This is a genomic window from Limnothrix sp. CMB-01 (genome assembly GCF_055193175.1).
Map to the genome: position 1 here is coordinate 1,612,138 of NZ_CM143720.1, position 24,192 is coordinate 1,636,329.

22 protein-coding genes are annotated in these 24,192 nt (G+C 55.0%); 10 read left to right on the forward strand and 12 right to left on the reverse strand.

Annotation, left to right across the window (positions count from 1 at the left end; translation table 11 throughout):
• Positions 1–30 precede the first annotated feature (30 nt).
• The 5 genes from ACZA91_RS06755 to ACZA91_RS06775 all read right to left on the reverse strand — a co-directional run bounded on the left by ACZA91_RS06755 (position 31) and on the right by ACZA91_RS06775 (position 4,410).
• Positions 31–672, reverse strand: a complete 642-nt coding sequence (locus tag ACZA91_RS06755) for an LON peptidase substrate-binding domain-containing protein (RefSeq protein ID WP_099535483.1) — start codon at positions 670–672, stop codon at positions 31–33.
• 107 nt (positions 673–779) lie between these two features.
• Entirely contained in the window at positions 780–1,361 is a 582-nt protein-coding gene (locus ACZA91_RS06760) for a CPBP family intramembrane glutamic endopeptidase (RefSeq protein WP_199291363.1), read from the reverse strand.
• 110 nt (positions 1,362–1,471) lie between these two features.
• Positions 1,472–2,560, reverse strand: coding sequence for a DUF3326 domain-containing protein (locus tag ACZA91_RS06765; protein WP_190530829.1), 1,089 nt, complete (start codon positions 2,558–2,560; stop codon positions 1,472–1,474).
• A 167-nt stretch (positions 2,561–2,727) separates the two neighbouring features.
• Positions 2,728–2,928 carry a hypothetical protein gene (locus ACZA91_RS06770; protein ID WP_099535480.1) on the reverse strand — a complete coding sequence of 67 codons (201 nt, stop codon included), beginning with the start codon at positions 2,926–2,928 and terminating at the stop codon, positions 2,728–2,730.
• Positions 2,929–3,129: 201 nt separating this feature from the next.
• Entirely contained in the window at positions 3,130–4,410 is a 1,281-nt protein-coding gene (locus ACZA91_RS06775) for an aminotransferase class I/II-fold pyridoxal phosphate-dependent enzyme (RefSeq protein ID WP_099535478.1), read from the reverse strand.
• 588 nt (positions 4,411–4,998) lie between these two features.
• Here ACZA91_RS06775 and ACZA91_RS06780 point away from each other — a divergent pair.
• Complete coding sequence (locus tag ACZA91_RS06780; protein ID WP_099535476.1) at positions 4,999–5,190, forward strand: hypothetical protein; 192 nt, start codon at positions 4,999–5,001, stop codon at positions 5,188–5,190.
• Positions 5,191–5,855: 665 nt separating this feature from the next.
• Positions 5,856–6,686: a photosystem II manganese-stabilizing polypeptide gene (gene psbO, locus ACZA91_RS06785; protein WP_099535472.1), complete on the forward strand. Its 831-nt coding sequence runs from the start codon at positions 5,856–5,858 to the stop codon at positions 6,684–6,686.
• A 137-nt stretch (positions 6,687–6,823) separates the two neighbouring features.
• Here the strand turns inward: psbO and ACZA91_RS06790 are convergent, their stop codons facing one another.
• A complete protein-coding gene (locus tag ACZA91_RS06790; RefSeq protein ID WP_347278271.1) occupies positions 6,824–7,834 on the reverse strand; it encodes an Npun_R2479 family HD domain-containing metalloprotein in 1,011 nt (336 codons plus the stop codon).
• A gap of 326 nt (positions 7,835–8,160) precedes the next feature.
• Here ACZA91_RS06790 and ACZA91_RS06795 point away from each other — a divergent pair, with 326 nt between their 5' ends.
• The 7 genes from ACZA91_RS06795 (at position 8,161) to ACZA91_RS06825 (ending at position 14,761) form a co-directional block, all read left to right on the forward strand.
• Positions 8,161–9,813 carry a hypothetical protein gene (locus ACZA91_RS06795; protein WP_463186402.1) on the forward strand — a complete coding sequence of 551 codons (1,653 nt, stop codon included), beginning with the start codon at positions 8,161–8,163 and terminating at the stop codon, positions 9,811–9,813.
• Between the two features lie 44 nt (positions 9,814–9,857).
• A complete protein-coding gene (locus tag ACZA91_RS06800; RefSeq protein ID WP_463185514.1) occupies positions 9,858–10,931 on the forward strand; it encodes a lysylphosphatidylglycerol synthase transmembrane domain-containing protein in 1,074 nt (357 codons plus the stop codon).
• Between the two features lie 920 nt (positions 10,932–11,851).
• Complete coding sequence (locus ACZA91_RS06805; RefSeq protein ID WP_099535468.1) at positions 11,852–12,370, forward strand: phycocyanin subunit beta; 519 nt, start codon at positions 11,852–11,854, stop codon at positions 12,368–12,370.
• Between the two features lie 291 nt (positions 12,371–12,661).
• A complete protein-coding gene (gene cpcA / locus ACZA91_RS06810) occupies positions 12,662–13,150 on the forward strand; it encodes a phycocyanin subunit alpha (protein WP_099535466.1) in 489 nt (162 codons plus the stop codon).
• Positions 13,151–13,288: 138 nt separating this feature from the next.
• The gene (locus tag ACZA91_RS06815) at positions 13,289–14,155 is read left to right on the forward strand and encodes a phycobilisome linker polypeptide (RefSeq protein WP_099535464.1); all 867 of its coding nucleotides are present in this window, start codon (positions 13,289–13,291) and stop codon (positions 14,153–14,155) included.
• A 23-nt stretch (positions 14,156–14,178) separates the two neighbouring features.
• The gene (locus tag ACZA91_RS06820; RefSeq protein WP_190404974.1) at positions 14,179–14,391 is read left to right on the forward strand and encodes a hypothetical protein; all 213 of its coding nucleotides are present in this window, start codon (positions 14,179–14,181) and stop codon (positions 14,389–14,391) included.
• Between the two features lie 115 nt (positions 14,392–14,506).
• Positions 14,507–14,761, forward strand: a complete 255-nt coding sequence (locus ACZA91_RS06825; RefSeq protein ID WP_099535459.1) for a phycobilisome linker polypeptide — start codon at positions 14,507–14,509, stop codon at positions 14,759–14,761.
• A 225-nt stretch (positions 14,762–14,986) separates the two neighbouring features.
• Here ACZA91_RS06825 and ACZA91_RS06830 read toward each other — a convergent pair whose 3' ends face one another.
• Positions 14,987–16,765, reverse strand: a complete 1,779-nt coding sequence (locus ACZA91_RS06830; RefSeq protein WP_463185524.1) for a M61 family metallopeptidase — start codon at positions 16,763–16,765, stop codon at positions 14,987–14,989.
• Between the two features lie 107 nt (positions 16,766–16,872).
• Entirely contained in the window at positions 16,873–17,556 is a 684-nt protein-coding gene (locus ACZA91_RS06835; RefSeq protein ID WP_099535455.1) for a Crp/Fnr family transcriptional regulator, read from the reverse strand.
• 574 nt (positions 17,557–18,130) lie between these two features.
• Between ACZA91_RS06835 and ACZA91_RS06840 the strand changes: the two genes are divergently transcribed.
• Positions 18,131–18,886, forward strand: coding sequence for a 2-phosphosulfolactate phosphatase family protein (locus tag ACZA91_RS06840; RefSeq protein WP_099535507.1), 756 nt, complete (start codon positions 18,131–18,133; stop codon positions 18,884–18,886).
• A 135-nt stretch (positions 18,887–19,021) separates the two neighbouring features.
• Here the strand turns inward: ACZA91_RS06840 and ACZA91_RS06845 are convergent, their stop codons facing one another.
• From ACZA91_RS06845 to ACZA91_RS06860, 4 genes are all read right to left on the reverse strand, one after another.
• Positions 19,022–19,594 carry a Rab family GTPase gene (locus ACZA91_RS06845; RefSeq protein WP_099535453.1) on the reverse strand — a complete coding sequence of 191 codons (573 nt, stop codon included), beginning with the start codon at positions 19,592–19,594 and terminating at the stop codon, positions 19,022–19,024.
• 325 nt (positions 19,595–19,919) lie between these two features.
• Positions 19,920–22,358 carry an OmpA family protein gene (locus ACZA91_RS06850; protein WP_463185526.1) on the reverse strand — a complete coding sequence of 813 codons (2,439 nt, stop codon included), beginning with the start codon at positions 22,356–22,358 and terminating at the stop codon, positions 19,920–19,922.
• A gap of 173 nt (positions 22,359–22,531) precedes the next feature.
• Positions 22,532–23,125: a hypothetical protein gene (locus ACZA91_RS06855; protein ID WP_190353539.1), complete on the reverse strand. Its 594-nt coding sequence runs from the start codon at positions 23,123–23,125 to the stop codon at positions 22,532–22,534.
• A gap of 323 nt (positions 23,126–23,448) precedes the next feature.
• Positions 23,449–23,658, reverse strand: coding sequence for a glycogen debranching protein (locus tag ACZA91_RS06860; protein WP_099535445.1), 210 nt, complete (start codon positions 23,656–23,658; stop codon positions 23,449–23,451).
• Between the last annotated feature and the right edge of the window lie 534 nt (positions 23,659–24,192).

Here is a 24,192-nt window from a genome sequence, read left to right on the forward strand (position 1 = left end):
GAGCTGAAAACCAGAAACCCCTAAAAAACCTCAAGGGAGTGCGTCTTTCAGGGCCGTGCGAGCCGCCAGGTGGTTGCGCGTTGAACTCAGAATTTCGGCTTCCCGTTGCAGGCGCACCGCCGTATCTTGCATTTCCAACAGGGCCTGTTGTTCCGCCGCCACGCCATAGAGCTTGGCCGCAACCCAGTAGGACAGTTCCGTGGGCAGGGTGGGAATTTCGTCCGGTAGCTCAATTTCCCGATCGGACAATTTGGCCGACAACCGCACCACGTCCTTCAGCAGGGTTTCCACTTCCCCGGCTAACCCATACAGATCATCGCTGGGTGGATCATCTTGGATCCATTCCACCAAGCCAACGCGGTAGGGCTTTTCGCGCACATATTCCAACAGCCGAAAGCGCTGTTGGCCGAGGGTCAACATCTTCAGCCGGCCATCGGGTAACCGTTGATAGCGCAGGACTTCCGCACAACAACCAATGGTGGCAATTTCGCCGCTTTGCTCATCGGACATCAACACCCCAAACCGTCGATCGGTTTCCAGGATGGTGTTCATCATGATCCGATAGCGATATTCAAAAATGTGCAGCGGCAGAGGTTGTCCTGGAAACAACACAAGGTCGTTAAGGGGGAACAACGGCAGTTCACGGACGGCGATCGAGGACGGAGAACCCATCGGCAAAAAGCTGGGAGAGTGAACAAAGCCGCCGCAAACCGCAATGGCGGGCGGATGCTGGCAGCCCCTAGTCTATCGCACTGGGCGGGTACTGGACGGTTTCGCCCCTAGGCCTTGGCTCGTTGATAGTGCCAGATCAACACAGCCAATGCATTGGTGGTGATGTGGGCAATGGTGGGAACCAGCAAGTTGCTTGTCCACCAAGCACTGCCGCAGAGAATGGCCCCGGTGATGCCGGCCCAAGCGGCGTAGGGCCAGTGCTTGCGTCCTGCCAAATGCAGCCAACCAAAGCAAAGGCTAGATCCCAACAGGGCCAGCCAGTCAGCGCCCAAGCCGGGAAACATCACCCCCCGAAAGAACAGTTCTTCGCTGGCTCCGGGCAACAGGCCCACCCAAAGTGCATCCCAAGGCAAAAGGGAAGGCATCAACCAGTTGAGATAGGCTTGGGCGCTGCGACGATATCCGGGCCAAACTAGGGCGATCGCGCCGCTGAGGCCGGTGATGGCGAGGCCCAGCCCCAGCCCGATCGCCACCCCAGTCCAAGACCAAATCACAGGCCAGCGCTGCACTTGGCCCAACCAGAGCCACAGTTGCGCCCCTCCCCAAAAGGCCAGGGCAGTGAGGGCGATCGTCATCAAAAGCTGCGATCGCTCTAGGGGTTCTAGATCCAAATCCTCAAAATCATTCACAGGGCTTGACGGGGCGGAGCGGGGATGGAGCGAGGGCAGGGGTGCATGAAAAATGGCTCTGAAGGGCGAATCAACAGCGATGGGTGGCGATGGGTGGCGATGGGTGGTGCTTAATCCCCAGGCGAATCAACCGTTGGCAATAACGGCATGATTGGATCCGATCGCAAGGCATCGGGCCAGAGGCCAGCCCGGCGGGCCGTGAGCCAACCGATCGCCTCTAAGTATGATCGCACCCGTGTGGCTCGCAAATTCAGCGCTTCGGGGGGGACTTGCATCGTCGTGGCGTTGTCGTCCACCGCGAGGATATCGGCCCCGGCGGCGGCCCAATGCAAAACGGCCGCGCCGCCACAGGCACTCGTGGGCGTAATCACCACATCGATCGAGTTGCGGGTGATGTCTAGGGGTTGCCATTGGGCCCAATCGCGCAGGAATTGGGGTGATCGCCACAGGCCAGCCAGCACGCAGGGCAGGAAAGTATGGCCCAATTCTTCAGCGGCCGATCGCGGGGCCAAGTCTGCCACTGGGGGGCCGCTGACCAAGGCCGGCGCATGGGCACAGGGCACGGCAAATTCTCGCACCACCAAATGGCTGATCACCGCTTCGGCTCCGGCGATCGGATCCACGCCCCGGCCTTGACGATAGGCGGTGGTTAGGGGGGTGTCTTCGTCGGGAAAACGGGCCACCACGGCGATCGCCTCGGCTCCGGCTTCGATCGCCCGTTCCGCTGCCCTCAGCAGGCTGGCGGGTTGGGCAATGGTTCCCCAAGAGGCCCCGGAAGCGGAAATTTTGAGAGCCACTCCCAGGGGGCGATCGGTCACAATTGCCGCCATCACATCAATGCCCAAGGTGGCTCGGGCCGCGTCGGCCGCTTGCAGTTGTCGTCGCTGCAATTCCGGCTCAATGGCCCGATCCAAAATCAGAGCGATCCGGTTTTGGCGCACCGGCCGCAGCCCCCAGTCACCAGCCGCGAGGCGATCGAGCGCATAGCCTTCCACATACAGGGTGTTGGGCAACGGCCAATAGAGCATGGCCCCGTTCAACACATTGGGATGGGTGATTAAACAATCCACCGCCGAGGCCATGGCCCGCGCCACCGGTAGCCCATCGCCTGCGTAACCCCCGATCGTTGCACCAATGCCGGTGGGAATCAGCAAGACCGCCGTAAACGGGCGAGTTCGGTCAACGATCGCAGATTGCATCGGGCACAGCTTGCATCAGACGTAGGACATGGAACAACAACGGCTTGGCCCCCGGTCTCGCGCATCGGCCGGGTTTGATCCGGATATTTGCGGAATGAAGCCGGGAGCCAAACAAGCGCTTCCGGTCTGAAGTTTAAGGCCTGGAGTTTAAGGCCTGCGGTGCGCCATTAAACGTTCGACTCGATCGGTTCGCTGGTCACCAGGCCCGTGGTCACAATCGCCTCCACATTGGCCAAATCATCCTCTACCTGGGTCACTGCCCACCGCAACGGCTCACCCCGTTTGTGCAATTCCGTTTCGATCGCCTGGGGCAGCGCCATCGGCGACTCGTTCAAGTCAATCTCAAACTCAATGAAATGGGTGGTCATAGAATTATCCAAATTGATGAGGAATCAGCAGCGGCCAAGGCGGCCACCTAGGGCATGTGCAGGAGGGGCTTGGGCTGATTGGCGCAAGGAATTTTGACCAGCAATCTCGGTCAAAAATCTTGGCCAGCAGTCCCAGCAGTTGCTATCTATCCTAGGCAGCTCTTGGCCCGCCTGGGTCAACTGAGATCAACCGAGGTCAACCTAGGCTGACTTGCTGGCGGCATACATGGACTCGCGCACCTGCACCATGGCATCCACCAACCGATCCATCTCGTCTTGGGTATGGAGCGCGTTGGCCGTGATCCGCACCCGAGGCTTGGCAATGAACCAAATCGGAGAAACCCAAATGCCATGCTCAGCCATCAGTTGGCGGGCAAAATATTTCGGGTTCATGTCCGGTGGCAGCAACACGGGCAACACATTGGTTTCGCCCATCACTTCAAAGTTGGCGGCCGTCAACCGCGATCGCAAGTAGCGAGTGTTGTCTTGCAGGCGCTTCACCAGCTCTGGATGTTGGCGCACTTGGCGAATACTCTCCAGGGCGGCGGCGGTCATTGGCGGCGGCAGGGAAATGGTTCCGATCGAGGTGGGCGACACATTCATCAGCGGCTTGAATTCCGCCACATGGGTGCTGATGGCCGCACCGGCCGAAGCCGCAAACTTCGAGAAGGTGGTCATGATCAGGGGCACAACGCCTTTGGCGATCGCATCGCTGGGCAAAATCCCAAAATGCTCATAGATGCCGCGGCCCGTGGGCCCCAGAGCACCGCTGGCGTGGGCTTCGTCCATCAACAGCACGGAGCCGGGATAGCGACTGAGCACCTCGATCATTTCCGGCAGAGGAGCCACATCCCCATCCATCGAAAACACCGCATCCGACACCACAAAAATGCGATCGCCTGGCCGCGCATGGCGTTCCAGTTTGCGAGCCAAATCTTGCGCATCGCAGTGGCGGTAAGCCTTCACCCGCACATGGGGGCTATAGCTAAAGGTTTTGCCCGATCGCGTCCGAGCGTGGGCCAAGGCCGAGATGATGCAGCCGTGGTTCAACACGTCCGACATGATCAGGGTTTCGCGATCGTGGGTAAAGCCCGGCACCTGAATGGCCAAATGGCAGAACCCATCAATCACGGCCTGCATGGCCATCCAGGCATTCATGAACAATTGCGTGTGAGGCAAATGCTTGAAGCTGGAAATTTCATCTTCCAGTTGGCGGTGCAGATCAATCCGACCACTTAACACCGAGCAGGAACTATTCGAGGTGCCGTATTGCAAAATTGAGTCGATGGCAGCCTGGCGCACGGCCGGGTTCATCGTTAACCCCAGTACGTCATTCGTACAAAAGGTCAGCACCTCGAAGCGTTCCCCCGTTGTCGCCTCCTCAATTTCGACCCAGTTGCCCTGCTTCTGGTGGCAAATATATTCATCTGGATCGAGATCGCTCTCATACCAGCGCTGGACGTACTCTTTGACGACTTCCACAGGTTTCTCCTCGCCTCAAATTGCTGGTTGCGATCGATCCTTATCCGACCCAGGGTGCGATCGCGTCGTTGCAGTCACTGCCGCAGATTTCCCGCCAAAACAGCTTAGGAGGGGTTAGGAGTCGGGGGGTAATGATCCGAGTCTCCTTCCCAGTCACTGGGCAGGGTATGGGATTGCGATGGTTTCGGTGTATTGCGATTTGTTGCGCTCGCAAATTGCTCTTAACTGTATCTCAGTTCGCGCCTGCTCTTGCAAGGGGCAATGGATTGGTCATGCAACTGGGCCCCTATTCAGACCCCGCGCGATCGCGTGCAACCCCCTGGGGAACAATTCTAAAGATTTGTATTCCGTAACTCTTGATACAGAAATTGGCAGAAATTTTTCATCTGCGCTACTCTCAGGAATAGGACAACGGCCTGAAACCGACCTTGATTTCTGGCCCAGTAGAGCCAGTAACCAAGGCCCGATCGGGCCAGGGATTGCCGCCCACCCGGCGCAATGCCTGCATCGCCCTCCAACAGTCCGGGAGTTAATCAACGGTTGTTGTCGCTATAACCCTCAATCAGTTTTTCCTCGGAGGTTGCTCCCATGTCTAGTCTCGACCGCGCTCGTGCCCTGATGACCCAGCGTCACCATTCCGTTAAGCACCGTCATCAATCCCTGCTAGGCCGCGCTAGCGTCACCATGGGTCTGACCGCCGATGCGGCCAACCGCCTGACCCACATTCAAGGCAAGTTGGTTAGCGATAGCTATGATCGCAGCCCAGCCACCATGAGCTAGGCAAGCATCACGGGGCCAGGCGATCGATCAAGCAATCGAGCAATCGATTCAGTCGATCGCCTGATTGCCCAGTTGATCACCCAGTTAATTGCCCAGTCCTGATCCAGACCCAACCCACCAGCCCCCTGCTCCACAACAGGGGCCACTGAGGGAAACGCCGGGTCAAGCACAAAACCAAATCCAAAATCAGCAGCGGGGCCGGATGTTTAAATCTGGCCCCGCTGCGATTGACGGCTTGGCTCAGAAACCAGCTTGGGGACGGTGTCCTTGGGTGATGATCGAAAGCGATCGATCAAATCAGCGAAATCGATTGGGCGGTCGCTGAGGCGTGTAGAATGCTCTATTGGGACGCTTGGCTTGGTATATCCAGCGATCGTTGGGATTGATTGAGATTGATTGTTTTCTCAATTAACCCCAAAATTCGGATGCCTAGTGGCGTGGTGTTGCGCTGTAGATCGCTTGCTCAAGCGGATTCTTCGGGTGATTTCACGCGGGCCATCTAGAAAACCTTGGACAGCGGGCTTGGGTTTAGTAACTGCCCGATCGGGTAGCCTGCTTGCCCCTTACGGTCGTGACCCCTCGCCGATCGCTGCCACGAGACTTGTCCCAGTCTTCTTCTAATATTCCTTGAGACCTTAGCAAGACTTTAGAGATTGAGGTTCACCATGCGATACAAAGCTTTGATCGCCGCGCTTCTGGCCCTGTGCCTGAGTGTGCTAACGGCGGCCTGCGGCGATGCCTCAATGGCCAGCGATCGCCCCCTGACCTACGAAGAAATTCGGAACACCGGTCTGGCGAATAACTGCCCTGATGTCGATACCGTCACGCGCGGTTCGATCGCCCTTGAAGCAGGTAAAAATTACAGCATTCAAGCCCTGTGCTTACAGCCCCTTAATTACTACGTAAAAGAAGAAGGCCTTAACAAGCGCAGAGAAGCAGAATTTGTGGAAGGCCGTTTGCTGACCCGCAAAACCAGCTCCCTCGACCAAATTCAAGGCTCCCTGGCCGTGAACAGCGATGGCTCGCTGACCTTCACCGAAGAAGATGGCTTTGACTTCCAACCTTCAACCGTGCTGCTGCCCGGTGGCGAAGAAGTGCCCTTCCTGTTCACGATCAAGCAACTGGTGGCCACCAGCCAAGCCGGTCAAGCGGCCATCACCTCTTCCACCGACCTGAAGGGTCAATTCCGCGTTCCCTCCTATCGTGGTTCCACCTTCTTGGATCCGAAGGGTCGTGGTTTGGCCAGCGGCTATGACAATGCCGTGGCGCTGCCCGCTGATGCTGACAGCGACGAACTGGTGAAAGAAAACGTCAAGAAATACGACATCGGCACGGGCAACATCTCGCTGCAAGTGTCGAAGGTGGACGCTGACACCAACGAAATTGCCGGCACTTTCGTTAGCTACCAACCCTCGGATACCGACATGGGTTCCAAGAAGCCGAGCGACATGAAGATTGTCGGTCGCTTCTATGCCCGTGTGGACAGCGATGCCTAGGCCATAAACAAGGGACAAGGGAAGGGGGACATGCAGGGCCAGCGCTGGGCAGGGGAAACCGAATTCCCATGACAAGGCGGCCCTCTCGTCATGCCCCCTAGGTTCTTTGCCTAAAAACCTTTGCTTGGGAGCCATGCCTAATCGGCGTGGCTTCCTTGTTTTTGCACGTTGTTTTTGGTGGAGATGGCTCCACTGCTTGAGGTTCCTGAGTTGGCTGAAGTCCCTGAGCTTATTGAAGGGGATGCTGAAGCGGAAGTGGAATTAGCGGAAGTGGCTGAGCTTAAGGAGTGGGCTTCGGGGGCAAAAAAGGGCGTGTATTGCTGGTGTTCGACCCGGAAGACGTTGGCATAGAGGTTGGCGGCGATTTGCTTGCCGGTTTGGGTTAGCTCCAACAGGCCGAGGGCTGGCTCAATGTACCGGTAAACCACATTCCAATAGAAGCTGGGATATTTGGCGCGCAAGTCATCGGGGCTGTGGTAGCCCAATTGTTGATTGGTGCCAATTTCCTCGAATTCGTAATAGAGGGCGGGAATTTTTTGTAAATAGCGCGGGTCGGAGAGTTGGCCGATCAAGTCGGCGGCTCGCACCAGGCCGGGATAGCCTACGGTGTCGGCGTGGTCGTTGTCTTGGGGAACGGGGAAGCGGGTGAGTTCAATGTTGTCTTGCACGGCCTGGGTGTCGATGAGGCGGTGCTTTTTGAAGCGGTCTTTGATGAAACGTTTGCCCCGATCGACGTGGTAGGGAGCCATGCTGGCATCGGTGGCTCCGGTGGGGAGGGCGATGGTTTCGTCATCAATGCCGGTGGCGTAGATCCGCTGCTGGGGGCGATCGCGGTGACAAACGCCGCGCACATAGCCAATGTCGTGACACAGCAGCGAGACATGAAAGAGCAGCCAATCTTCGCAGGTCACGCCGCCTTGGCGAATATGCTTGCCTTTCAAAATTTCTTGGCCCACCAGGGTGACGTACATGGTGTGCTCAACGTTGTGGTAGAGCGCGTCACTGTTGGCGATGTTTTCCAGGGCCATGTTGGCAACCCACCCGAGAATTTCCGCATAGTCCGGTTTCATACCGCCGTAGGTTTGGCGGTAGCCGTCTGCTAGTTCTCGGGTGAGTTCGTCCACGATCGACTTTGTGGGGTTGAGCACGATCGCTACCTCCGCATGAGTCGGCTGAGTTGAGAGGGCAAGGCACTCAAGGGGTTCAAGGCAGTTGCTGAGAAATCGACTGGTGCGAAGTTAACTGGCGCAAAATTAACCTGCATGATGTTTCTATCCTAGCGAGTGGCCGGCGGGATACGGTGACAGGGGCTGGGATGGGTGGTGATGACGGCGGGGGCCCGGGGCGATCGTATCTTGGTTGTTGCTGCGATCGAACTCGCGATCGTTGGTGACCCATGCCCCACGCCTCAATTCACACATCCGCTCAACCACAACCGCACTTCCCTATGGCGATCGATGAGTTTTCTAGCTCCATGCCTCATCAGCCTTCATCTTTCCCATCACAGCCCGATCGGGATCAGTTTGCCCAGGCGGCGATCGCCCAAATTCCCAAAATTTTGACCCTGTGCGATCGCAACCCCCATAGCCCCACCTACGGTTGCTTCGATCGCAACTACTGGCAATACAAAATCGTTGACTTTCCCAGCGGCATGAGCCAGGAATTTGTGCTGCCCCTGGCGTTGGTTTGGGCCTTGCCTTTGCCGAACAATCCTTTCTATCAGCAGCCTAACCTTCGGCGCTGGGTTGAGGCAGGCATTCGCTACGGAGCCCAAAGCTCTCATCCAGACGGCTCCTGTGATGATTATTTTCCCTTTGAGCGGGCCGGGGGGGCGGCGGCCTTTTCTTTGCTGGCCTGCATTGATGCCTGTGAGCTAATTGGGCTGGATGATCCGCAAATTTGGCAATTTTTGAGTCGGCGGGCTGATTGGTTGGCCCATCACCAAGAAAGCGGCCGGCTCACCAATCACCAGGCATTGATTGTGCTGTGTTTGGAGTTGCTGGGGCAACGGCTCCAGACCGATCGATGGCAACGGGCCAAGGTCGATCGCCTCAATCAGGTTTTGTCTTGGCAGAGCGCCGAAGGCTGGTTTCAAGAATATGAAGGGTGCGATCCGGGCTACCACACCCTCACCATTTCCTGTTTGGCGCGGTTGCTGACTTTGCAGGGCGACAAGGCGGATCCAAGATTGCAGCCCGCCTTAGCCCAAGCGGTGGAGTTGGTGCAGTGGTTTGTGCATCCCGATGGCTCTTTTGGGGGGGAATATACGAGCCGAAATACCTATAATTTCTTTCCCCATGGCTTTGAATTGGTGGGGCGGTGGATGCCGTCGGCCCTGGCGATTAATGACCAAGTTTTGCAAGGACTCGCACGGGGATTGGGAGCCTGTTACGCAGATGACCATATTGTGGGTCATCACACTTGGAATTATTTATTAGCTTGGCGGGATTTTGTGCCCGATCGCCCGTCCATTCCAGATCCCACGCCCCTACGAGTTTGGCTGCCAGAAGCCAGAATTTTGATCGATCGTCGCCAAAACCATGAAGGTCACTGGCTGACCTTACTGTTAGCCCTCAACAAAGGCGGCACTTTCAAGATTTTCCGAAATCAACATCTCTTGGCATCCGATACGCAATTTTCACTGCAAGTACAACAGGGCAAAAAACTGAAAAATGCTGTGGGTCACCTGGTGGATCAATATGATTTGCAAGTGGAACCCGATCGCATTGGCATTTGTGGGCAACTGGGCTGGGCAAAACAAACCCTCATGACCCCTAGCAAGTTAATGATTTTGCGGTTGGTGATGTTGAGTGTGGGGCGATTTTTTCCGAACCTGATTCGGCGCATTTTGCAGCAGATTTTGATCGTGGGCAAGCGATCGACCCCCTATCGTTTTATTCGTCGTTTGGAATGGGTGGGGCAAGGCTGGCGGGTGCAAGATGAGTTGCTGGCTCCTGATTGGCAACCCGTGCAAGAAGTGGAAATCGGTACTGATCAAACTTCGATTTATGTGGTGATGAGCCGCACTTACCAAGCGGGTCAGCTCCAAAAAAGCTGGGATTTGACGAATCAGGTTCAGCATCTCCAGCCCGGTGAACCCCTGAAGGTCGATCGCCTGTTTTCCTAAAGCCGCCAACCTATCCCCATCATTCTTCCCGCCTGAGATTTTCTATGAAGCGTTGGGTTTCAATTGCCGTTAGCTTGCTGATTTTGATTGTGATTTACACCCGCATCGACTTTGCCGGGTTGGTGCAAGTGTTTCAGCAATGCGATCCGGTATGGATGGCCATCAGCTTGGGCATGGTTGTGCCCCTAACCTTGCTGACGGCCTGGCGGTTGCAGCAGTTAATGCCCCGGGTCAGGCCCCAGGGGGCTATACCGCGCGGGATTCCGTTGCCCAACCCAGCAAGCTCGGAGGATTCAGACCGGGCAGCATCCCCGGCGATCGATCCGGCGGCGGTTTCCGCTACAACCTTGAGCTTTGGAGAAGCCAATCGGCTGATTTTGGCGGCCAGTGTGTTGAATATGGTGTTGCCGTCCAAAATGGGCGACCTGGCCAAGTCCTATTTCATGCGCGATCGGGGACATTTGGATGGTTCCCTGGCCTTTTCGTTGGTGGTGTTTGAAAAGGCTTGCGATATGTTGTCGTTGCTGGTGTGGTGCGGGTTTGGCCTGCTGCTCTATCCCAGCAAGGATCCCCTGTTTTGGATCATGACGTTGGCCACGATCGGGGGGTTAGTGTCCGGGGTGGCGCTGTTGAGTTGGCCCGCCTTTGCGCGATCGGTCTTTGCCGCCAGTCAGCGAATCGCCCCCGGCAAGATGCGCCGCAAGCTCGATCGGCTCAGCGACTCCTGGCAACTGATGCATGACTACTTTTGGAGCGATCGCCGCCAACTCGCGATCGTTACCCTCACCTCGATCGTGATTTGGTTTCTGCATCTTTTGCAAATCTGGTTTTTCATCTTGGCCCTGCGTGCCTTTGCGCCCTTCCTAGCTAACTTAGCCCTCTCGCCGCTGGCCATTCTGGCCGGCCTGTTGCCCTTAACCTTCGCGGGCGTGGGCACTCGGGACGCAGCCCTCATTTTGTTTTATCAACCCTACTTTGCCGCCCCGATCGGGGCCGCCCTTGGGCTGTTGTGTACCTCCCGCTACCTGCTCCCCGCGATCGGAGGGCTACCGTTTTTGGGTCAATACCTACTTCAGCTCAAGCGCTGGCAGCAGCCCACAGCCGGCTCCGACCAATAAACTTTTCTCGGTTCGCCAGGGATTCCGCAAACCCATTTGCCATCCCATCCTTGCCATCTCGCCCACAAGGAGGTTGATCAGTAGGGGGTTTACCAACAGGGATTTACCAATAAGGGTTACCAACTCAGCAAATCTCGCATAGGAGCCATGCAAAGTTTGCGAATCCGATCGCCAGAGGATGCCAACCGCCAAAACCGAGATCCATCGGGCATTTTCGCGGACTGACCTCGCCCATTGACCGATTTGCTAGCCTTTATTCAGGGATCTCACAGCCAGCAGCCAACATCGATTTTTGTTAAAGGTTTTGACCTTTTCTAAAGGAAACATTAAGGATTTCTGACGAAATTCTAGACAATTACCGTTTTTGATCGGGGCGATTTCAGTTCCTGATTCTTCGGACTAAGTTTTTATACCTAACCTTTGCAAAAAAGCACAAAACTCAGTAAATCCCCACACCACAAAACCTTGAGTTCCCAACAGCCCAGAAATCTACCTCCATCGCCCTCAGCCTTTAGCAACATGGGAGTTTCTTTAATCCTTCGTTGCTCATGCCGAACATCCCTGAAGAAACTTAACAACTTGTAATGACCAAACCCCTTTCTGCGTTGTATAAAGAAATAGCCGAGAGGTGTTTAACAAGCAAACGTTAGTCAACGCGCTACTGCTAGGGATTTTTTTCGGTTCTCATAAAACTTGAAAAGTCTCTCAGATTTTGAGCCATGACTGCGGTTAATTTAACCGGCAGATTTGCCATGGCTACCTATTGAGATCCCCAATTTAAGCAAAGCGTTGCTGAACTAAGACGGAGCTGAAAAACCTTCTCGCACTGCGCTAGCAGGTGAAGGCAGCGAACTGAGTTGTCTACAGCGCAAAACCACAACCAACCTCGACAAACACCTATTCCTTAGGAGATCGATTCCATGTTCGACGCATTTGCGAAGGTTGTTTCTCAAGCCGACGCTCGTGGTGCTTATCTGAGCAACGAGCAACTGGATGCTCTGAGCGCCCTCGTTGCTAGCGGCAACAAGCGTCTCGACGTTGTTAACCGCTTGACCAGCAACGCTTCGACTATCGTCGCCAACGCTGCTCGCGCTCTGTTCGCTGAGCAACCCCAACTGATCGCTCCCGGTGGTAACGCTTACACCAACCGTCGCATGGCTGCTTGCTTGCGCGACATGGAAATCATCCTGCGTTATGTGACCTACGCAACCTTGGCTGGCGATGCTAGCGTTCTGGATGATCGTTGCCTGAACGGTCTGCGCGAAACCTACGTTGCTCTGGGCGTGCCCGGCGCTTCGGTTTCTGCTGGCGTTGCCAAGATGAAGGATGCTGCGATCGCGATCGCTAACGATCCTGCTGGTATCACCCCCGGCGATTGCTCTTCGTTGATTGCTGAAGTGGCTGGCTACTTCGATCGCGCTGCTGGTGCAGTTGCCTAATCGAAGCTGCCGTGAAGTCACTTAGGATTTCAATCTTCTTTTGACTTCAATCTCGTCTCGATTTATCGGAAAACAGGGTTTAAAGCCCCGCCCTTCAGGGCGTTTTAGTCGATGAATGGCCGCTAGGCTAGCGGTTTCAGTCTGCGGAACAACTGTAAGACCAAACATCCTTCGAGGTGGAGGCAGGTGGTGTGAAGCAGAAACCCAAACTGTGAAGTTTGGGAATCCCTGTCCGCTTGCGGTAGGGAAGATGTCAACAACGCTAACTTTAGAGACACCTAACACGGGACTATGAAGACTCCGATCACCGAAGCTATCGCAGCTGCTGATTCGCAAGGTCGTTTCCTGAGCAACGCTGAACTGCAATCGGCTCGCGGTCGCTTCGAGCGCGCTCAAGCCAGCATGGAAGCTGCTCGCGCCCTGACCACCAAGGCTGACAGCCTGGTGAGCGCTGCTGTGCAAGCTGTGTACGGCAAGTTCCCCTACACGACCCAAATGAACGGCGCTAACTACGCCTCGACCCAAACCGGCAAGGACAAGTGCGCTCGTGACGTGGGCTACTACCTGCGCATGATCACCTACTGCTTGGTTGCTGGTGGCACCGGCCCCATGGATGACTACCTCATCGCTGGTTTGGCTGAAATCAACAGCACCTTCGAACTGTCCCCCAGCTGGTACGTTGAAGCTCTCAAGAGCATCAAGGCTAACCACGGTCTGAGCGGTCAAGCTGCTAACGAAGCAAACACCTACATCGACTACGCTATCCAAGCCCTGAGCTAGTTGATGCAATCCCGGAAGAGTGTCCGAGCCGGTTGTGGCTGGTTTGCCCAGCAACGGTAACCTGGTTCAATTGGTTGGCTCCTCTTCCGGGAGCTTTTTTGTAAGCCGTGCTTGCTGTGATTTTTGGGAGATTTGTTCATGGCCGTTACTGTTGCTGCTTCGCGCCTGGGGACGGCAGCCTATGCAGATGCTGCACCCGTTGAGCTGCGGGCCTATGCTTCGGCAGATGATGTTGAACTGGTGATCCGGGCGGTTTACCGTCAGGTACTGGGCAACGATTATGTGATGCAGTCTCAGCGCTTGATTAGCTCTGAGTCGCTGCTGCGTAATCGTTCGATCACGGTTCAGGAATTTGTCCGCTCCGTGGCGAAGTCCGATCTATACAAAGAGAAGTTTTTGTATAACAACTTCCAAACTCGGACGATCGAGTTGAATCTGAAGCATCTGTTGGGTCGCGCGCCCTACGATGAGTCGGAAGTGATTGAACACCTCGATCGCTACCAAAACGAAGGCTTTGATGCTGACATCGATTCCTACATCGATTCCGCAGAATATCAAAACGCTTTTGGCGAAAATATTGTTCCCTACTACCGCGGTTTCGCGACCCAAACGGGTCAGAAGACCGTGGGCTTTACGCGTATGTTCCACCTGTACCGGGGCTATGCCAATAGCGATCGGGCACAGATTGAAGGAATCAGCCCGCGTCTAGCCACGGAGTTGGGACGCAATTCTGCTTCGGCCGTTGTGGGTCCCTCGGGCAGCAACATTGGCTGGGCCTTCCGTAATTCGCAAGACCTGGGCCAAGGCAGCCTCACCCCCACCTCTTTTGGCCAAAGCCAAAGCGATCGCCTGTATCGCGTGGAAGCAACGGGCCTGTTGGGCGCTGGCTATCCGGCCGTGCGTCGTAGCAGCCGCACCTTCACGGTTCCCTACTCGCGGTTGTCGGATCAAATGCAAAAGATCCAACGTCAAGGCGGCAAAATCGCCAGCGTTACCCCTGTTTAGGGTCTTGGCTTGAAATAAATGGAATGATGACTCAGCCCCATTGGAAGGTTGTGTTGCTTGGTCACCCTGCCCTGTACCCAGCTCGATCGGCTTGGATTGTCGGATGGCAACGGCTGCTGACTGGGCTGATGCAGCACAGCGGTGACACGCCGCAACAGGGCCAAACCATGAATGGCTGGGACTTGTTTGCTTGCTCCTGTTTGCTTGTAGTGGTTGCGATTGACGAGGTGCAATGATCATGATTCATTCATGCGTTGTACCTCGTTTTCTATCGTCTTGAAAGAGACAGTATTCCACAGTTAAACTGCGACATTTAACTGCGAAGTTTTTTAACAGTTTGAGGGAGAGTTTATGCTCGGTCAAGCGCTTGCGGGTTCGTCGGCCAACACCACTGCTGGGGCCCGTGTGTTCCGTTATGAAGTGACGGGTTTGGCTCAAAATGACCAAACCGATCGCCAGTCCTATTCTGTGCGCAATAGCGGCAGTATCTTCATTAACGTTCCCTATAGCCGCATGAACCAAGAAATGCAACGGATTCTGCGGTTGGGCGGCAAAATCGTCAACATCACTCCTGTGGTTGTGGGCGACGAAGGCGCGGCTGAATAGTTACGGTTCCATCCCCAGGTTCTTGGATCGATTCTCGAATCTGTAGGGGTTAGTTCCGGTGGGAATTAGCCCAAGGATCAGGCTCCGTGACTTGCTTGCCAGTTTCGTGCCTCTTCGGCATTCCTTTCAATCGCTAAGATCCATCACTAAGATCCGTCTCGCCAGCGGGAGTCCAGCTTCAAGATCTGAAGTGGCTCCCGCTTTTTGCATAACGAACCGCATTCCCTAGGCAGCTCCTAACCAACCGGTGAGGAGTTGTTCTTGCAGCGGGCTGATGTCTTTGAGAAGGGCAACTTCGTAGCGACTGGGCTTGGGATCAGCCAGTTCTACGGTGGTGGATTGGAGTTGATCTTGATGGAAATAGGTGATGGTGAGTCGATCGCCCGGTTGATAGTCTCGGAGGCGATCGGGCAATTGTCCCGCTGCTAACCGAATGCCATCCAGAGCCAGGATTTCATCACCAGGATCGATGCCCGCATGATAGGCGGGTGATTGAGCTTCGGTGAATTTCACCATTTCGCGGCCCTGCTCGGTAGCCAGACGCAAACCCAAGTGGGGAACTGCGCGATCGACAATTCCCCTTAGCTCTAAGCCAAAGGGTTGCAGATAGGTTTGGAGTGGCAATTCTTCAGTGGTGTGCAAATAGCGCTGGAAGAAATCACTCAGGTTTTCTTCAGCCACTTCAGCAATAATGGACTCTAATTGTTGAGCGGTAAAGCCCACTTCTGGTTGGCCAAATGCTTGCCACAGGCGTTGCAAAACATCATCGAGCGATCGAGCATTGTCAAACTTAGCCCGAATTTTTAAATCCAATAGCAAGGAAACCATTTCTCCCTTCAGGTAATAGGAGATTTGGTTATTGCCACTGTGGGCTTCAGCCCGATAAAGCTTAATCCAAGCATCAAAGCTCGATTCGGCCAAAGGCTGAATTAACCGTCCCGGTGTATTCAGATAGCGAGTAATTTCCTTGCTCAATTGTGTTAGGAAATCTGCTCGGCTATAAATACCCGCACGGCAGGGAATTTGCAAATCATAGTAGCTGGTGGTTCCTTCGCAAAACCACAGGGACGGCGTGTAATTTTCCGCATCATAATCAAAGGTTTCTAGCTCTTTGGGCCGGATCCGCTTCACGTTCCAAAGATGGAAAAACTCATGGGCCACCAGTTGCATGAACTGATGGCGTTTTTCCGTTTGCTGGAATCCATAGCGGTTATAAATCAGCGAGCAGGAGTTTTTATGCTCTAGGCCGCCATAGCCCTGACCGGTGAGATGCAAAATAAATAGGTAGCGATCGTAGGGCAGGCCGCCAAATAGGTTAGCTTCAACTTTGATGATTTTTTCAAAGTCCTCAAGGATCGATTGGGGTTCCAGGTTGCCATTACCCCAAATTGCTAATTCATGGGATTTGCCCAGCACTTCAAAGCGATGCAGTTGATGGGTTCCAATTTCAAAGGGACTATCAACCAGTTGATCGAAATCGGCCGCTTGAAAGGTTTTGTGGGTTCCTTGATCGTTGACCAAGGGCAGAGCAGTGGCCACTTGCCAGTCTGATCGGGGCAGGGCAATGGTCACTTGCAACGGAATTTCCAACCCCCCAACGGGATAGAGGAACGTGGCTGCCCCGTTGAAGTAGGCATGGGTGCGATCGAGATGGTTCGTGCGCACGGTCAATTCGTTAGCAAACAGCCGATAGCGAATGGTGACCGTTTCTAACTGCCCGATCGCCACTTGCCAGTGATTTTTGGCCAGCTTTCGCCACAGCAGTTGCTGTTGGCTTGCCCCCCAAGCACTGAAGTCTTGCAGATGCCGTTCATACTCCCGAATCAGATAGGAACCGGGAGTCCAAACGGGAAACTTGAGATCTAAGGTGGTGCTTTGCCAACCCTCCAACACCAGTTCAATTTCAAAAAGGTGGGTTTGTGGCTCGGGCATGGCCACTTGATAAGTTAACCGTGGCAACTGGGCTACTCGACGATCGGGCGGGGTGGCAATTGCTTGGGTCATGGGTCGGAGAAAGAGAAAACGTCATCAACAGAATGCAATCACAACAGAGGAAATAATCAGCAACACACTGACCATGCCATCTGACTATGCCGCTCCATAGCCTCTCACTAACCTTGGCTTGCCAGTTGTCGTAACTGTGGCAAAAAGGGCAAGTGCATAATTTTTTCGTGCGGATCGATCTTCACCCAACCTTTTTCTTGCAGTTTCGCCATAATTTTGGCGGTTTCTTCGAGGGTAATATCACTGACTTCTGCCAAATCCTTGATCGGGATATTCAGAATGTCGCGTCCCCGATCGGCCGGTTGTCCGTAGTCATCGGCCAAAGAAGCCAAGGTGTTTGCTAATTTGACGGCGCTCGGTTTTCGGCGCAACTGCAAGCGGGTGTTGGCATTCCGAACCCGACGCACCATGAGTTGCAGCAGTCGGTGGTGTAGCTGGGAATCTTTAAACAGGGTTTGGACAAATCGTTGAGCGGAGATGCTAAATAGTTCCACTTCGCTCAGGGCCAACACATCGGTCGATCGAGGCGATTCGTCCAAGATGGCCATTTCTCCAAAAAAGTCACCCTGACCCAAAATGGCCAAGGTCATGTCTTTGTCCCCCGAGAGCCGACGGACTTTCACCCATCCGGAGGCAATGAAATAGACCGCATTTCCCCAAGAGTCTTCCATTAAAACGGCGCGTCCTGCGGGGTAATCATGCTCGACTGCGGCCGCCAACAGCCAATCGAGCGTTTCTTGACTGGCCGCATTGAACAATGGAAAAAGCTCTGTAAAGGTTTCAGTTTGCATTGCCGGAGAGTTAGTTGGCATGGTTCTTTGAGCCTAGCAAGATTCTGTCCTAGATGGCAGATGAAACACCCAGAGTCTTGACGAATTGCGGTTGGGTTTCGGCGGTTCGGGACGGGGCGATCGCCCCATTCTCCTACGCTCAGTTACGGGTCTTAATGGTGACTCTAAATGCCTGGCCCCATGACTTCGCTCAGTGGCTGGCCACAACGGGCCGCCGTCAACCATCGGTTGAATTTAGCTGAATTTAGCGCCCCATGGCCATCTTCTGGTCACGGGTTGAATGGTCTGGTTGAATGGTCTGGTTGAATCATCTTCGATGACGTTCTGAAGCAACATTCCGGCCAGCCCGAATTAACCCTAGTTGTTTATGGTTAATTCCCGTTAATCGTCCCCTCCTTAGGATCTTCGTCGGCTGATGGGGACAATCCTCCCAAAACCAAACGAAATTCCGGTCTTTTAGGCTCAGCACCGATCCACAATTTCCAGAACATCTTGGGGCTGACCATGCTTGCGCGATCGCCCCCATCGTGATGCACTAAAGGGTGTCGTTGCGTTCTGTAAAGAAATCTGTTCTGTGAAGATTTCTGTATTTCATACCCCGGAGTTAACCCCCCAATTTTCGGGGAGCGAGTCGCCGACGACCCCAGCGCCGGACTGTGCGATCGCCATTGATGTGTTGCGGGCCACGACCACGATCGCCACAGCGCTGGCCGCCGGAGCGGAATCGGTTCAGGCCTTTTGCACCCTTGAAGAATTGATGACCACCAGCGAGGCTTGGCCGGCCGATCGTCGCATTCGGATTGGCGAGCGGGGCGGCAAAACCGTGGAAGGCTGTGATTTGGGCAACTCTCCCCTAGACTGTACCCCCGATCGGGTGGCGGGCAAACGCCTGTTCATGAGCACCACCAACGGCACTCGGGCCCTGCAAACCATCCAAAACGCCCCGGTTGTTTTGGCGGCGGCCCTGGTGAATCGACGGGCGATCGTGGACTTTGTGTTGGCCCAACAACCCGCCACCCTCTGGATGACCGCTTCCGGCTGGGAAGGCAGCTTTTCCCTGGAAGATACGGTCTGCGCTGGTGCGATTATTTCTGCCCTGTTGGAAAAACTAGGTCAGGACTCAGATTGGTTCGGCAACGATGAGGCCGTGGCGGCGTTGGCGCTCTATGACCAATGGCGCGATCGACTGCTGCAACTGTTTCACCAGGCAAGCCACGGCCAACGCTTGCTGCGGCTGGGTTTGCTGGAGGATTTGGAATATTGCGCCAGTCAGGATCGCCTAGATGTGGTGCCCATCCAAACGGCCCCGGCAGTGTTGACCCGCGCTTAGTTTGCACTTAATTGGCATTTAATTTGGCGTTGAATTCGTGCTGAGTTCTTGCTGCGTTCTTGCTCAACTTGCATCATTCGCACTGAGTGAGCCAAACCTGAGCCAAAACCTAAGCCAAAACCAACGCCCAGTCAGCTATCGGCCCCGGCTGATGGCTGGCTGCACCATGGACAGGGCTAATTCACTAAAGATCTCATCCACATTGCTGCCACTTTTGGCGGAAGTCCAATAGAGCGAGTAGGTCACGCCGGCCAGAAGGGTTTCCACCTGAAGCTGTAGATGGTGCTTATGGGACTCGTCCATCAAATCGACTTTGTTGATGGCCAAAATCACGACACTGGTGGGCGAGACCGATCGCACTAAATTGGCATGGTCGCGCAGATGACTAACCGTGTCGGGGCGGGTGGCATCGGCCACGACGATCGCCCCAGAGGATCCTTGAAGATAGCTGGGGGCAATCCGCTGAAACTTGGTTTGGCCCTCCACATCCCAAATCAGCAACTGCAATTCCATCGGCTCCGGCCGCTCAGAGGCCCGATCGAGAGACGGATCTGGCAGCGGCACGGGCACAATCTTCCGAGAGATTTTTACCCCAATGGTGGACAAGTAGCGATCGCTAAATTGCCGATCCACAAATCGACGAATCAGGCTGGTTTTGCCAACTGCATAATCACCGACCAAACAAATTTTTTTTGAAAGGGTTTGCATGGCTTTAGGGGGTTGGCAAACGCACCGGCGACTAGGCCGATTGTAGAAGACAGGATGGAAACTGGCCGAAATTCAACGGCAAAACTCCCGATTTTCGGGCCCCCTGGCGATCGCGGATGGGCAATTCAGGACATGATTCAAAGCAAGGGAATTGCTCAGGAGCCTTGTTCCAGCGGGTTAATGATGCAAATCAAGCTGGTCGAACATAGCAGGCAAATCCAGCAAACCGAAGCGATGGCTCATTCATGGGCAAGCCAGGGAGGAACATCGTGAATCGAGTCGTGAATCGATTGGCTTCACGATGGATGGGGAATGGATCAGGAATTTAAGGCGCTGGGATTGCTTCAAAGCGCACGCAACGACTCATCCATTCCCCATCGCCTTGGGTCACATCCGGCGGGGGCCCAACCTGGGCACTGGGCACTAGCCGCTGGGCCGAAATGCCTCGGCTAATGAGGGCTGATCGCACCAATTGCGCTCGCTGCAAGGCCAGGGCCGACGCATTCGGTTCGGTGGGGGCGCTGTGGCCCACCACGCGCAGGTTCAGATCCGGATAACTTTGCAGGAATTGGCGAATGGGATCGATTTTGCCGGCAATATCGACATCAACGAATCGATCGGCTCCTAACTCAAAGTACAACCGAACGGTCAGACTCGGAATCACAATTTGCAACGAATTGACGACACGGTTAGTGCCGGGAACCCGCTCAAAGGCCGCCGCGATCGCGCTGGCTTCGGCTCGGCTGCGGGCGGAGCCGGTGACGGTGACCGTTCCGCCGGATTGCGCATCGATGCTGTAGCTAGCGTTGACCACGTTGCCATCCCGGTTCAAGGTTTTGGCAATCCGCTGCACCTCGGCAGCCGCCAGAATGGGATCCGTGGGCAACTGCACGGCAATGATTTGATTTTTGGGGGGTGTGGCTTGCTGAAACCGTTTTGGGTCGATCGCCCGATAGGTGTCGGTGGCTGTGCGTTCCGCCTGGAATCGCAGCCAAGGATAGGGAACTTTGCCCCGCAATCGCAACTGATCGCCTTGTAAATCAACGGATAGGTTATACACCGCCAATTGGGGAGAGGTATTCAGGGCCCCTTGCACGGCCGCCAACAGGCCTCGATTGCGCTGGTTTTGATAGTTCCACCAAATCCAGGGGGCCGCGATCGCCGCGCTCAGCACCAAAATTAGCCCCGTCAGGGCCCAAGGAAACCCACCCCGCCGATTTAGGTTCAGGTACGAACGCCGTTGGATGGGTCGCACCAAGCCGGTCACGGCCGTGTGAACGGGGGCCGGCAGGGTGCGGGAGTCGCCATCAAAGGATTGCAGGGGGCGATCGTACCGTTCCACCAACCGCTCCAGGGTCGATCGCAACTGACGGTAGAAGCCCTTGGACGGTTGACCTTTCACAATCACCGCCAAATAGCAGTAACCGGCCACCTCCATGGCAATTTGCGAATCGTTGTACTGAATTTCGTGCAATTCGGACACGTTGCCATCTTGCACCATGCAATCATTCACGAAGCTGCGAATGGCCGTGAGCATTCCCGCCAGCATGTCCCCTTCGAGGGGATCTTGGTCAGCGGATTGACATTCGCTCATCACCAGACCCGAGGCCTTGTGGATCAAAAAAGCAGCCTGTACCCGATAGGGCATGGCTTCCCGCAAAATCAGCTCCGCTTCGGAGACCCCTTGCATTTTGGCTCGCATCTTGCGGCCCACCCCTTCCATACTCAGGGTGTTATGCACCTTTTCGTTGATGGAGTCGATCGCGTCTTTCATGTACTTGGCGATCGTGTTGCCAATGACGGGATAGAGCGCATCCACCATGGCATCCCGTTCTAGGGCAATTTGCTCTTTGATTGAAGCCCCCATCATGGGCCCAAGGGCTTGAATCATCGAGTCCGCATCAAGCTGGTACTGCTCCCGCATGGCGGAGGCGGTTTCGGGCGCAATGGCATGGGCGATCGCCAGGGCCAAATCAGCGGGAGCATCTTGCATTCGCTGGACGATCGCCGCATCCAGCACGGGGGCGATCGCCTCGGCCATGGCTTGTCGATCCTGAAGCGATCGCTCATAAATCAGGCGATCGATCGTGGGCAACAGGGCTTGGCAAATTTCTTCGCGGGCATCCAGCACCCGCCGTTCAATCAACCGCGCAATCAGGGGCGATAGGTGCGCCACCAGTTGATCGGCATTTTGCAGCAGGGACTCAATCGCATCCACCTGCTGCTGAACCCGTTGCATTTTGCCGCGCAGGGCTTCCACCCGGTCTTCCACGCGGACAAAGTTGTCACCAATCAGCAGCGATTGCAACTGCTCCCAGGCATCTTCCCCTGAGCTGCCGTTGCCTTCGGAGGGTGCACCGTTGCCGTTGGCCACGTTCCCTGCTTTGGTGGTTGTATCTTGCCCCGATCGCCCCGTTGCGGGCGAAGGCGGGGTCAACAAATCCGGATCGGCCCCAAATGGATTGATCGGTAACTCATCACGATCTGCTGAGTTTTCTGCCAGGTTTCCTGCCAAATCGGCTGTTAAGTCGGCGGCCAAATCGGCTTCTACCAAGGTCGAGCGAGATCCTGTTAAGTCGGATCCCGCTCGGCCTTGCAGTGTTTCATCAGGAACCGCGAGACGGCTCGCCACCGAACCTTGGGGTTGCGGGGCGATCGAACTGGGTGGCCGCTCCGTGGGCGACTGAGACGATCGGCCCAACTGACTCAGCAGATCTAGCCAATCCTCCACCGGCTCCGACTCGGAATGATTGCGATCGGGCATAGGGCCAGCACTCCAACCAACTCAATCCAACAGTGACAACGGGTTCCATCCAGTCTAGGAAATCTTCCTGAGAAAAACCCACCGTTGGCCCAATGCCCGATCGGCCAGGATTGGCGAACCGGCCCGCATGATTGTTGCGCCCCAGTCCGGTTAACCGTTGACTAACCCTCTGATTAACCCTCCGGCGACACCAACTCCACCGACAGGGCACTTGGCGGATCGATCGCCGCTTGCAACGCCGGAACCACATCCTGACCCTTCAGGCGCATTCCCAGCTCAAACATCAACTCCGCCAAAGTCTCACGCTCCACTTTGTTATCGCGCAAGGACGAGAACCGCGCATCCAGCTCCTCAAAAATTTGAGTACGCAGGGTGCGGATGTCCTCTTGCAGCTTGTCGCGGCTTTCGTTCAAACGGCCATCAATCGCCGTGGTTTTTTCCTCAAAGGCTCGATCCAACTCCTCAAAGATGGCCTGAACCCGCCGACCCAGGCGATCGTTCTGTTGCTGCAAGTCCGTAGTTTCCTCTTGCATCTTGGTGGTGAACCCCTTCAACCGCTTATCCAGCGCCTCCAGGGACGCTTGCAATTGGGTTGAGAGGGAAACCTTCACCTCCTCAATCCGATCCTGCAAATCCTGATGCAACAGATTGAGTTCCGACTCCATTTGCGCAAAGCGATTTTCATAGTCGCGAAGCTGGGAGCCGACCAAGATGTCGCGGATTTGATCAATGTTGCCTAACCGTTCCCGAATGTCTTGGCGATCCATGGCTTGCCTCGCTGTTGCTGATACCTAAAAACAAACGACAGAGCTTGTCAGAAAAAGAGGGTGGGTGTGGTTCGGTAGGAGCGCGCTGCAAAAGCCGATCTGTGATGGCACAGGGTGCAATGGCACAGAAATAGCCCCGAACGGCCTGATTGTATCTCGATCGCCCCCTAGGGTCGGCCTCGAATCCGTGAACCACAGATTCAAAACCACCGGTTCAAAATTTGATCCGGATTTGATCTGGATTTGATCTGGGCTGCTGCATAGGCTCAGACAGCACTTCAGACAGCACTAAGGCGAATCAAGGGGCGATCGACTGAACCGGCTTAAACACTCAGCTTCAGGGCCGCCACGGGCACATCATCCCAAGAATCCACGGTGCGCATGGTCACCACCCAACCCTCCTGGCGCTGTTCATCGGTCAGATTTTCTTGGAAAGACTCATAGCAGGCCTGGGCCTGTTCTTCGCTGGTAGAAGCAATGCAAGCGTGGGAAATGCCTGCGGGATCCATTTGTTCGTTTACCCAGATGGTCATGACGACTGATTCTCAATGGCTGCAAGGAGTGGCAATGGATAGATTGCAATCTCCGTCTCCAGTCTATCCATTCCCACCCAGCGCCCTGGGAAATGTGTCGGGTCGGCAATGCGAGGGTTAGGGCGATCGGGGCGCTGCCCCAGAAAATCAGCTGAAAATCTACTATCCGGAAATTTTGACAAAAATTTGAGTTGGGGACTAGAAAAATAACGAACGTTCGATTTAAAATAAATCCGAGTTCAGAACCCCAACCCTCAACTCATCAACTGGCAGCCTGCGACCCCATGTCGAGGGTTCGAGTCCTGAAGATGCAAATTAAATGCAAATCTTTTGGTCTTGAATCTTTCGGCTGAGGATTCGTCCCAAGTTGCCACCATTTCGGTTACAAAATTCAGTCATCCAAGCCTGAAAACAATGACCAACCATTCTTGATCACCGTTTCTGAAAACAACCCCCAAGAGAATTGCTCTAGGGAACTAATCGAGAGTATTCCTCAATAAGTTGCTAGTGATTTCACTGATGAACTCCTTGATT